12 protein-coding genes are annotated in these 10,372 nt (G+C 62.5%); 6 read left to right on the forward strand and 6 right to left on the reverse strand.

The features are described from left to right. Positions 1-385, forward strand: a 385-nt coding sequence (locus AC5JJ6_RS25865) for a LysR substrate-binding domain-containing protein (RefSeq protein WP_496044825.1), incomplete at its 5' end; no start/stop codon positions are given. Between the two features lie 130 nt (positions 386-515). Then, positions 516-1,628, forward strand: coding sequence for an HPP family protein (locus AC5JJ6_RS25870; protein ID WP_496044836.1), 1,113 nt, complete (start codon positions 516-518; stop codon positions 1,626-1,628). Between the two features lie 93 nt (positions 1,629-1,721). Here the strand turns inward: AC5JJ6_RS25870 and AC5JJ6_RS25875 are convergent, their stop codons facing one another. Continuing rightward, positions 1,722-3,263: a M20/M25/M40 family metallo-hydrolase gene (locus AC5JJ6_RS25875; RefSeq protein WP_496044826.1), complete on the reverse strand. Its 1,542-nt coding sequence runs from the start codon at positions 3,261-3,263 to the stop codon at positions 1,722-1,724. Positions 3,264-3,522: 259 nt separating this feature from the next. Between AC5JJ6_RS25875 and AC5JJ6_RS25880 the strand changes: the two genes are divergently transcribed. Continuing rightward, positions 3,523-3,792: a hypothetical protein gene (locus AC5JJ6_RS25880; protein ID WP_496044827.1), complete on the forward strand. Its 270-nt coding sequence runs from the start codon at positions 3,523-3,525 to the stop codon at positions 3,790-3,792. Positions 3,793-3,937: 145 nt separating this feature from the next. Here AC5JJ6_RS25880 and AC5JJ6_RS25885 read toward each other — a convergent pair whose 3' ends face one another. Further along, positions 3,938-4,123, reverse strand: coding sequence for a hypothetical protein (locus tag AC5JJ6_RS25885; protein ID WP_496044828.1), 186 nt, complete (start codon positions 4,121-4,123; stop codon positions 3,938-3,940). 270 nt (positions 4,124-4,393) lie between these two features. After that, positions 4,394-5,134, reverse strand: a complete 741-nt coding sequence (locus AC5JJ6_RS25890) for a hypothetical protein (protein ID WP_496044829.1) — start codon at positions 5,132-5,134, stop codon at positions 4,394-4,396. 65 nt (positions 5,135-5,199) lie between these two features. On the opposite strand from AC5JJ6_RS25890, the gene AC5JJ6_RS25895 reads away from it, so the two are divergent. Beyond that, positions 5,200-5,763: a hypothetical protein gene (locus AC5JJ6_RS25895; protein ID WP_496044830.1), complete on the forward strand. Its 564-nt coding sequence runs from the start codon at positions 5,200-5,202 to the stop codon at positions 5,761-5,763. 13 nt (positions 5,764-5,776) lie between these two features. Here AC5JJ6_RS25895 and AC5JJ6_RS25900 read toward each other — a convergent pair whose 3' ends face one another. From AC5JJ6_RS25900 to AC5JJ6_RS25910, 3 genes are all read right to left on the reverse strand, one after another. Continuing rightward, the gene (locus tag AC5JJ6_RS25900) at positions 5,777-6,799 is read right to left on the reverse strand and encodes a TRAP transporter substrate-binding protein (protein WP_496044831.1); all 1,023 of its coding nucleotides are present in this window, start codon (positions 6,797-6,799) and stop codon (positions 5,777-5,779) included. Between the two features lie 79 nt (positions 6,800-6,878). Beyond that, the gene (locus tag AC5JJ6_RS25905) at positions 6,879-7,448 is read right to left on the reverse strand and encodes a hypothetical protein (protein ID WP_496044832.1); all 570 of its coding nucleotides are present in this window, start codon (positions 7,446-7,448) and stop codon (positions 6,879-6,881) included. A 114-nt stretch (positions 7,449-7,562) separates the two neighbouring features. Then, the gene (locus tag AC5JJ6_RS25910) at positions 7,563-8,294 is read right to left on the reverse strand and encodes a GntR family transcriptional regulator (RefSeq protein ID WP_496044833.1); all 732 of its coding nucleotides are present in this window, start codon (positions 8,292-8,294) and stop codon (positions 7,563-7,565) included. A gap of 221 nt (positions 8,295-8,515) precedes the next feature. On the opposite strand from AC5JJ6_RS25910, the gene AC5JJ6_RS25915 reads away from it, so the two are divergent. After that, entirely contained in the window at positions 8,516-9,655 is a 1,140-nt protein-coding gene (locus tag AC5JJ6_RS25915) for a sugar ABC transporter substrate-binding protein (protein WP_496044834.1), read from the forward strand. Positions 9,656-9,731: 76 nt separating this feature from the next. Further along, positions 9,732-10,372 (forward strand): ATP-binding cassette domain-containing protein (locus AC5JJ6_RS25920; protein WP_496044835.1); only part of this gene is annotated, 641 nt, incomplete at its 3' end.

Below are 10,372 nucleotides of genomic sequence, written 5' to 3' on the forward strand. Positions count from 1 at the left end.
TCTGATCGTTCTTCCGCCTGATCATCCGGAAATACTGAGCCCTGCTGATCTTCGTGTCGACACTCTCGCGGCTCTGGAGCCCGGCTGCACCTATCGCCGCATCGCGGAGAAATGGGCACGCAGGGGAAAGCCCATGCGAACGCTGGAGCTCAGCTCCTACCACGCCGTCCTCGCCAGCGTCGCGACAGGAAATTCGATCGGCGTCATGCCTCAATCAGTACTCGACCTGATGCAGCGGCCAGACGGCACCAAAACTTATCAGCTTGGTCCAGTCGATACCCTGCTGGTGCGGCGCAAGGATAGCCGCTCACCGATCTTCCACGCGTTTCTCGACGTTCTTACCAAACGCCACAATCGTGGAAGTGTCGTCGAACGCGAGTCGTAGACCTCGCCAAGCACCTGCAGCATTACCGGGGCCGCCTTGCGCCGCCTCGCCCAGCTTTCGGCCCGCTTCAATGAAAAAACCGACGAACCCGCATCCGGGCTCAAAACCCCCTAGCCGTTCCCGCCTGTTCATGCCCATCCTTGCCGGTGCGACGCTGCGGGAGCGGATCATCGGCTGCCTGGGAGCGTTGATCGGCATCACCCTCACCGGTCTGATTTGCAGCCGTCTTCCAGGCAACAGTTCGTATTGGCCCTTGATCGTCGCGCCGATCGGAGCCTCGGCCGTACTCCTGTTCGCTGTCCCGGCCAGTCCGCTTGCCCAACCCTGGCCGATCATCGGCGGCAACACGATTTCCGCGCTGGTCGGTGTAGCCGTGGCTCATGCGGTTCAGGATCCGGTCTTGGCGCTTGGAGCGGGTGTCGCCCTGGCGATCGCTGCGATGTCGGCCACCCGCTGCCTGCACCCGCCAGGCGGTGCCGCCGCTTTGACCGCCATTCTGGGCGGTCCGGTCGTTACCACGTCGGGCTTCCTGTTTCCTTTCATACCGGTGGCGCTTAACTCACTCATCCTGGTGGCCCTCGGGATTCTCTTCCACAGGTTCTCCAGGCGGAGCTATCCGCATGTTCCGGCACCGGCGCCAGCAAACACGCATCATACGCTCGATCAGCCGCCACAAAGGCGTGTCGGCTTCCGTAGCGAGGATGTCGACGCGGCACTGGAAGCGCTGGACGAGACGTTCGACATCGATCGTGACGATCTCGATCGCCTGCTGCGGCAGGTCGAGTTGCAGGCCATGGTCCGGTCGCATGGCGTTCTCAGGTGCCGGGACATCATGTCCCGGGACGTCGTCAGGATCAGCCTCGATGAATCCGCCATCGCGGCGCGCACCTTGTTGCTGGCCCATAACATCAGAACTTTGCCGGTCGTGGACGAAGAGAACACCCTGGTCGGGACCGTCGGCCTCCGCGAACTGGCGAACGCGGCGGATCCGATCGCCCACCTTCTCTCAAGTGCGGCGACGGCATCGCCGGACGACCCCGCCCTGGAGTTGATTCCCGTCCTGACCGACGGCCATGCTCACGCCGTGATTATCGTCGACGAACGGCACTGCGTCCTGGGCCTTATCACACAAGCGGACCTGCTGGCGGCAACGGCACGGGCCCTGGCCGAGAATTCACTTTTCGAAGCGGATTCGGACAATGAGCACGGCAAAACGGAGGCTGCCGCCATGCTTGGTCCGTGAGGATCGAAGTAGACCCTTCCCAACGGGGCAGATCCGTTCAACACGCTTCCCGTTGCCGCGACACTGCTTGCAAGAGATGACGGATTTCAGCGGTCAGAATTGTTGCTGCAGAAGACCAAGGATCCCCCGGATACCATCGATATAGTTCCCCAGCCGCATATTTTCGTTGGAACTGTGCTGGTTGTTGTCCGCGTTCACGAGAGGAACGATGACGAAAGGCGCCTGCAATGCCTCGACGGCGGCTCCCGTGGGAACGGTGCCGCCCATCATGCGGATGCGCACCGGCTCGGTCGCGTAAGTCGATTCGAAGGCACGATACACCCATTGACCGATCGGCGCCCGCAGATCGGTCCTGACCGCAGCGCTCGATGCGGAGCCCTCCAGGAAAGTCAGCGAGGCAAGCTTAGAATGCTGTTGCCGCTCACTGTCGCTCGGCTGCTTCGCCACCAGATGATAGCCCTGTTTCTCGACATGCTGCTTCAGCAAATCGAACAAACGCGCAGGCGGAGTTTCAGGAACCGTGCGAATGTCGATTTCCGCCGTCGCCGTTGCCGGAATGATGGTCCGAGCCTTGTCGCCCACCTCCGCGGATGCCAGGCCCCTGATGTTCAGGGATGGGTATTGCAGGGCTTCCTGGAGGTTGTCGCCGACTTGATCCGGTTCAGCAATGCCGAGGCGCCTGTTCAATTCAGGCTCATCGTCCGGAGTGGCGTCCATGATGCGTCTGGTCTGGTCGTCAAGCGCTATCCCGTCATAGTAACCGGGGATCGCCACCCGGCCCTTCTCGTCCTTCATGGAGGCCAGCAGTTCCGCCAGTCCCTGTGCCGGATTGGGAGCGTAGTTGCCGTAGTGGCCGCTGTGCAGCTCGGTCTTCGGACCGAATACGGTCAGCGTTGCCGATACGATGCCACGATTTCCGAACACCAGCGTCGGCTTGTTGCTTGGATGCATTGGACTGTCGAGCACGACCAGGGCATCGGTCCGAAGAAGGGGCAGATTTTCCCTGATGACCTTGTCGAGTGTAGGCGACCCCTGCTCCTCCTGGGAATCCAGTAGCACTTTCACATTGACGGCCGGAGTCAGCGCTTCCGCTTTCATGGCGTCGAAGGCGGCGAGAAGCATCATGATCGGACCTTTGTCGTCTGACGACGAGCGGGCAAACAGCCGCCAGTCGGGATCGACGCTGGAGCCGAAGAGCTGTTCAAGTGGCAGGCTTTCCCAAGTCCCCTGGGATGTCCGATGCTTCAGGGTCGCCGCCCAAGGGCTTTCCTGATCCCATTCGGCCGGCTTCACCGCCTGCCCGTCCAGGTGAGCATAGAAAAGCACGGTCTTTCTGTCCGGCGAAGCTCCCGGGAACTCCGCGAACAGCATCGGCTTTTCCCCATTGGCGAGCACCTGCGTCCTGAAGCCGCGCTTCTTCATGGCCTGATCAAGCCACGTCACGTTTTTCTGAATATCGGCTCCAACCGTCGCGACGTTTGGCAGTGACAGAAGTTCCACCAGCTCGCGGTAGGTGGCGGAGGCATGCCGTGACGCCAGTTCGTTCAGCGATGCCGCCTCCGCATCGCGGCCTGCCATGCCGGCGATCAGGAAACCCGCCAGCGTTAGACTCCCCAATATTTTCCGTGCGTTCATCCGCCAATTCCTCGGTCAATTCGATGCAGCAGGATCCTGTCATCCATGCAACGACATAACAATCGACTGCATGAAAAAGCCTGAGCAGCTGTTCGCAGACGTTGTGGACGATGACGGTCCCGGACCGCTCGCCGGAACCGCCGCCTCTCCCACCGGTTGGATGTCTCGTGTCGAACGTAGCAGAATCGGCCTGAGCGTCCATCCAACTGTCGGCTGCTGATCTCGCCCGTTCCGGCATCTTGTAACCAGGAGTAAAACCATGAGTATTCGCTGCCGCTGCCTGCTTGTGCGCGAGGGCGACAAGCCTGTCTGGAGCGACAAAGATCTGAGACTCGATCCGAGCATCGGGGAACTGATCCAATTCGAGGAGGGCGGTGCGCTCTCGACGTTCCGTGTCGGCGAGGTGATGCACACGCCCGGCTTGGAGGGCGTGGATTTCGCCCTGGTGCTGACGGAGCAGCCTGGCACACGGGGCCGACCGTTCCGCGAATTGTTCGAGGAGTGGGCGGCGACGGGCTCGACGCGTTAACGGGCCCGTTTCGGGTGAACGCCGCATGGCTCGACCCCATCATGGTTCGAGGATGTGGCCGAACAGGTTCCACCAATAGAGCTATGTCAGCTTTCGCGCCAGCTTGCCGTCGGGAGGGTGATCGGGGGTGGAGGTGCGCCTCCGATCAGGGGAAATCACGAGTGCCGGGATTGCGGGCGGACGTTTCCGCTGCGTCCTTGATGAAGTGCGCGGCTTCCTCCAACCAGCTACCCATTGTGATGAGCACGTGCCCGTAGCCCGTCGACAGGTGATCCATGTCCAGAGGGGCGCCGCCCTCCGCGACATGCTTGCCGCCGCGAGACGACGACACTGCTCGCTAGCCTGATCCGTGCCTCCGCTCAGGATCCGACGCGAAGCCTGACGGAACCGATTCAACAACCGGCGCCTGCTCCAACCCATCGGCAACACTCCCCCCGCCGAGGCTGAAGCACGCTACTATGCTCAAACCGAGAACGCCGCCAGGTCGGCGTGACTCAACCAAACAGGGCTTTGTCCCCAGAGCCGATTGCCAGGTCCTCTAGTCTGTCCGCCGGGTCAATTTAGCCTCTTGGCCCCGGCGCTTGCGCACCTTGTCATCGACTCAGCCATTGCCATCCAGCAGATCGACCGCGCGGGCATAAACGTCGTCATCGACCTTGCAGCCGATCCAGCTCTCGCCGCGCGGCGGCTGGGGACAGTGACTGGCGCCCACCTCCTGGGTCACGACGGCGTCGATAAGCGCCCTCACGCGGTCCGGGTGGTTGATCTCTCCATTGGGACCGAACAGGTCGAGGTCGTCGGTCGGAGCGAGACCGACGGCGCGCGCCGCCCGCGTCGCGGTAACCGGGGCATTCGTCTGATTTTCGACGCAGCCGCCGCCATCCCGCCGCTCGGCGGGCGGCAGGGAGGGAGCGCCCGAGCAGTCGCCGGATGGCGAGTAGCGCCGGAGGATCTCCGCCGCCGATTTTGCGTTGTGGCGATCGTGATATATGCGCATCAGTTCGATGAAGCTGCTGATCGAGTAGGCCGGATCGTCGAACCGGGCGAAGCCGTGCCGGTTGGCACCCGTCTGCCCTGGCCATTCGCCCGTGATGTTTGGACCCTTGATGGCGACCCAGTTGTTGTTGCGGAGGGCGAAGGGAGCATTGTTCGGCTGGTATGTCACGGGTCCGAATGCATTCCCGCCCTGCCGGGCAAGCAAGCCCCCGGCGGTTCGTTCACCAGCGGTTCGTTGCTGCGCCTCGGGCATTGCAGTGTCCTGCTGGGCCAGGGCAGCGCTTGCAGAAAAGAGTGTCAGGGCCATCACCGCCGCGCAGGTGGCCTTGTTTACCGAGTGTGCCATTTGATTTCCTTCAGCGGAGCGAAACGGGAATGCGGTTTCTTCGGCGATCACGAACCCAACAGAAGGTGCAGCGTGTCGGTTCCCCGCTGGGGCGCCGGCGGTCGAATGCGCTGACGCTCCTGGCTTTCCTTGCGATCTTTACCGCTGGAGCGCCCAGCCCGCGCGCGGCGACTTGTCCAGCCGGCAGCGACGACTACAAGACCTACCAGGGAGATCTTGCATTCGAGCGCTTCAGTCATCAGAGCCTTGGAGCCACCGTCTGCTATCCGATCCGGGTGTTTCCCGTCATGAGCCCGATAGCCGGCGGCTTCCGTTTCACCTCCGACGACGGCCTGTCGTGGTTTTCGGTATCGAGCGCCGCGCTGAGCCAGGAAACCGCGGTCCGCGACGTGATGGATAGCGCCAGACGAAGCCTGCTGGCCAAGGCGGCGTCGATCACGTACGAGCGTTCGAAGGAAAACTGGTTCGTGCTGAGCGGCCATGACGGCGACCGGATCTATTACCAGCGCACCATGATCGACGGCGCCTCGTCCGAGGCCAGCACCCTGTTCATCGATATCCCGGCCGAGCAGAAGCCCTTCTACCAGGACATCATCGCGCGCATGTCCTGGTCGTTCCGTACTCGCTGACCGGTCGTACGGATCAGTTCCGCGTCCTGACCTTCTCGATTTCCTCATAGGTCCGGGCCACCAGGTCCTCGCCGATGGTCTTCGTATGCTTATCGACCACAGGCTGAAGCTGCTCCTTCATTCTGGCCGTTTCCTGTGCATCGATCTCGTTGATCTGCATTCCCTTGGCCCTGAGCTCATCGGCGATCTTCGCGTTGGTCTCCCGCGTCAGACTGCGCTGGTAGGCACGCGCCTCGACACAGGAGTCCGTGAGAATGTTCCGTTCATCCGGTGACAGCCCATCCCAGAACTTCTTGCCGATCATCACCACGTAAGGGGCGTAGGAGTGCCTGGTAACGCTCAAATATTTTTGAACTTCGTCGAACTTGCTGGCATGGATGATGCCGAAGGGATTTTCCTGCGCATCCACGGCCTTCATTTCCAGAGCCGTGAAGAGTTCGGTGAAGGACATCGGAACGGCATTGGCGCCCAGGGTATTGAAAGAGTCGATATACACAGGGCTCGTCATCGTCCGGATCTTCAGTCCGTCGAGGTCCTCGGCCTTGGTGATCGGGTGCTTGCTGTTGGTCACATGCCGGAAGCCGTTTTCCCAGAAGCACAGACCGACGAGATTGCTGCCCGTCAGCTTGTCTAGCAGTTGCCGCCCGACGGGACCGTCCAGAACAGTGTCTGCCTCTTTTTCATTGGCGAACAGAAACGGCAGATCGAACAAGGCGAATTCCTTGACGTTCGAGACGACCGCCGCCGATGACGGGATGACCATCTGCTGGACGCCGCCGATGGTCGCCGAAATCATCTGCGTTTCGGAGCCGAGCATGGTTGCCGGGTAGCCCTTCACCTTGATCTTGCCACCGCTCTTGTCGCTGACGAGCTGCGCGAACCGGTTCACGCCCTGCCCCAGGGGATGTTCTTCGGGAATACCGTAGCCGAGCTTGATCGAGCGTTCCTTGATGTCGGCGGCTGTTCCGGCATTCGCCGCCAGGATCATTGCCGGAAGGCTCAAACCCAGCAGCAGGCCTTTGATGGACATCTTCATGGCGTTATCTCCCCGTGTATTTCTTCTGTTATTGCGGGCGGTTTGAAAACCCGGCCTTGCTTCAAGGACCGCCCAAGGGTCAGATGTTGGTGGATCGGTCAGCCCATGCGCCGGTACGCACCGCGTCGTCCTTCGCTTCCGACCATCCGCTCTCCCAAGCGATGTGCATCGGCGTATCGCGGGAATAGGGATTGTCGTTGATGTCCAGCCCGTCGTTGAAGGCGGCGATGCCCCGGTCGAATTCCGCTATCCGGGGGTCGTCGCCAGGAGGGCTCTCGTCCCCGACGGTCTTCATCGGGTGGCCGGCTCTCGCTTCTATGAACGCGCGGAACTCCGCGTAGTCCATCAGAACGCTGTCGTCGATCCCTCCGGGATGATCGCTCAGGGCCTGCATGCCGCGCGGCGTGATGGCCAGCCGGCCGTCATCGAGAGGCGCCAGCAGAACCGCCTGGACGAGATGCTCCCGCACGTCCGACAAGTGGGTCCGGAACTCCTCGTCGGAGACCGGAGGCGATTCACCCACGGATTTCAGGTTCTGCTTCAGCCTCTCGATCGCGTCTTCAAGCGATGCCGGTCCCTGGGCTGCCACCTTCAGCAAGGTCAGCATCAAGTCGGCTTTATGAAGCAGCGGATAATCGGTGAGTTCCATCGTTCCGGCCCTTGCCCTGTGTCGGCTTTCCAACCTCGATCCCGGCGGGGAAGTTCCCGAACGCATCGGTACGGTGTCCCGGTCCGGAACTCACGGAAGCCGGCGCACCGAGCGCTATTCCGGCATTCTGCGTCGTCGCCGGGCCGGCTTTTCCGCCGTCCGCTGCTGCTCGACAAGTATATCTTTCAAGGCCGCCGCGGCGCCTTCGATGTCGGCTTCCAGCGCTTTCCTGGCACCGGCTCCGTCCCTGCGCATCAGCGCGTCGCGCATGGCGCCGTGCTCGACATTGGCGGTCCACCAGTTGCCGGTCGCCTTGAGCAAATCGAAGTAGGGACCGATTTGCAGCCAAAGTGACTCGATGATCGACATCAGCGTTTCCGATCCGGCCGCCCGGTAGATCGTGAAGTGGAACTCCCGGTTGGCCGGAACATAGGTGGCGCGGTCGCGCTCCGTCTTCGCGACGTCCATGCGGTCGATCAGGCCGGCGAGGTGATCGAGATCGGCGTCAGAGATCCCCCGCGCCGCCCACTCCGTCGCAACCCCCTCGATTTCGACCCGCACCCGCCGGAGGTCGTCCAGCCGGTCGACCGTCAGCGGCGGGATGCCGACCGAGCGTCCCGACACGACCGTCAGCGCCTTCTCGGCCACCAGCCTGTTCAAGACTTCCCGCACCGGCATGGTGCTGACCCCGAAGGCATCGGACAGGCTCTGGATGGTGACCATCCGTCCCGGCTCGATGTCGCCGTTCAGAATCAGCTCCTTCATCTTCAGGTAGACGTGATCCTGAACGGTCGTCCGGGTGACCGGCTCGATCGGCAGATCTTTGCGCGGGATCGCTAACGCCATCGTCTCACATCCACTTTCCGGCCTAGTCGGGCCCAGGTTGCGCAGGATTATAGCCATAAGGGTAAGCGGTAAAAAGTGGATTGCCGGAGCGGCAAATTGTGATCTATGATCAAAAATAACGGTAAATAAAATACCAACTCGGCATTCGGCGCGTCAAGCCGCTGCCGTGACGGCTCCGGTCGATGGGACGGGAAGCCAGGAGACACCAAGGGAGGGGACAAATGGCGCTCAACAAGAAGCTGCTGGCCGGAATGGCGGGCCTGTGCCTGCTGGCTGGAACGGCCGGCGTTTCCGCTCAGGAAAAGCACAAGGTCTTCCTGAGCATGAGCTATATCGGCAACGACTGGCAGGCCGAAGCCAGCAACATGATCAAGGCCATGGCGGCCCATCCCGATCTGGCGGACAAGATCGATCTCCAAGTCCAGGTCGCCGGCCCCAACGCCCAGAAGCAGATCCAGCAGATCAACTCCATGGTTCAGGCCGGGGCGAAGGCGATCGTCGTTTATCCGATCTCCCCGACGGCGCTCAACCAGGTGGTCAAGAACGCCTGCGGCAAGGGCGTCACGGTGGTGGCCTACGATGCCGAAATCACCGAGCCCTGCGCGCACAACGTCACCATCGACCAGGAAGAGGCCGGCCGCGTCACCGCGGAATGGCTGGTCAAGAAACTGGACGGCAAGGGCAACATCGTCGCCATAACCGGCGTGCCCGGCACGTCGGTCGATACCCTGCGGACCAAGGCCGCGAAGGAAGTCTTCGCCAAGAATCCGGGCATCAAGATCGTCTCGGAAGCTCCGGGCATGTGGAGCCAGGCGGTGGCCCGGACCGAGCTGTCGAAGATGCTGGCGACCCAGAGCTGGGACAAGATCGACGGCCTGTGGATGCAGGTCGGCTGCTTCACCGCCAACCAGATGCAGCTCGAGGCCGGCATTCCCGAGGACAAGCTGAAGCCGTGCGCCGGCGAAGGCTCGAACGGCGGCCGTATCCAGATGCTGCCGAAGAATGCCGAGGTCGATGGCGCGAACGGCGCCTACCGGCCGATGGATGCTCCGCGCATCTCCTATGCCTCGCCGCCGTATTCCGGCGCCTATGCGCTCAAGCTGGCGATCGACAAGCTGGAAGGAAAGAGCATCCCCCAGAAGTCCACCCTGCCGCTGCCGGTCGTCACCAACGAGACGGTCAAGCTGTGCAAGGAGGGGACGTGGCAGGAGATGGCGGCGGGCTGCAACGTCTTCCAACCCGCCATGGTGTCCAATCCCGGCTGGTTCGCGTCGATCTTCTCCGAGCAGACCCCGCAGGTTGGCCTTCAGGCGGCGCTGGTCGGCGAGCCTGAGAAATCGGCCGCCGAAGCGTCGAAGTAAATCAGCCTTGTGCCTGCCCCGGAGAGGCCACTGCCTCTCCGGGCCATCGTAATCCCGGTACGGGAGATCTCACGACATGATCGCAGGCTCCGAAGCTTTGCGGCTGGAGCGGATCGTCAAGGCCTACGGTCCGACCGTGGCGCTCGACGGCGCGTCCCTGAGCGTCCGCCCCGGTGAAGTCCATGCCCTTCTCGGCGAGAACGGCGCCGGCAAATCGACCACGGTGAAGCTGCTGTCGGGGCTGATCCGGCCGAATTCCGGCACGATCCGGATCTTCGGCGAGGAAGCGCACCTGACGCGTCCGACCGACGCGCACCGCTTCGGTGTGCAGACCGCCTTTCAGGAAATCTCGCTGGTCCGGGACCTGACGGTCACGGAAAACATGCTGCTGCCCAATGCCCCGGTCGGGGCATTGGGGCTGCTGCGCCGGCGGCGCGGCGAGCAGCTCGTCCGCGACCATCTGGAATCGCTTGGCCTGGGGCATGTGAACCCGAAGGCCGAAGTCGGCACGCTCGACCTGCCGCAGCGCCAGAAGATCGAAATCGCCCGTGCCGTGTTCCGCCAGCCGCGCGTCCTGCTGCTCGATGAGCCGACTTCGGCGCTGTCCGGACGCGACATCGACTGGCTCGGCGGGCTGATCGAACGCCTGAAGGCCGGCGGCGTCACTACCATCTTCATCTCCCACCGCATGGCGGAAGTCAGGCGCTTCTGCGACCG

The organism is Skermanella sp. (assembly GCF_059503625.1).

Coding starts and splice junctions, on each gene's coding strand:
- AC5JJ6_RS25890 (WP_496044829.1), bottom strand. CDS start 5,134: ATGGCACACTCGGTAAACAAGGCCACCTGCGCGGCGGTGATGGCCCTG.
- AC5JJ6_RS25870 (WP_496044836.1), top strand. CDS start 516: ATGCCCATCCTTGCCGGTGCGACGCTGCGGGAGCGGATCATCGGCTGC.
- AC5JJ6_RS25910 (WP_496044833.1), bottom strand. CDS start 8,294: ATGGCGTTAGCGATCCCGCGCAAAGATCTGCCGATCGAGCCGGTCACC.
- AC5JJ6_RS25915 (WP_496044834.1), top strand. CDS start 8,516: ATGGCGCTCAACAAGAAGCTGCTGGCCGGAATGGCGGGCCTGTGCCTG.
- AC5JJ6_RS25880 (WP_496044827.1), top strand. CDS start 3,523: ATGAGTATTCGCTGCCGCTGCCTGCTTGTGCGCGAGGGCGACAAGCCT.
- AC5JJ6_RS25875 (WP_496044826.1), bottom strand. CDS start 3,263: ATGAACGCACGGAAAATATTGGGGAGTCTAACGCTGGCGGGTTTCCTG.
- AC5JJ6_RS25900 (WP_496044831.1), bottom strand. CDS start 6,799: ATGAAGATGTCCATCAAAGGCCTGCTGCTGGGTTTGAGCCTTCCGGCA.
- AC5JJ6_RS25905 (WP_496044832.1), bottom strand. CDS start 7,448: ATGGAACTCACCGATTATCCGCTGCTTCATAAAGCCGACTTGATGCTG.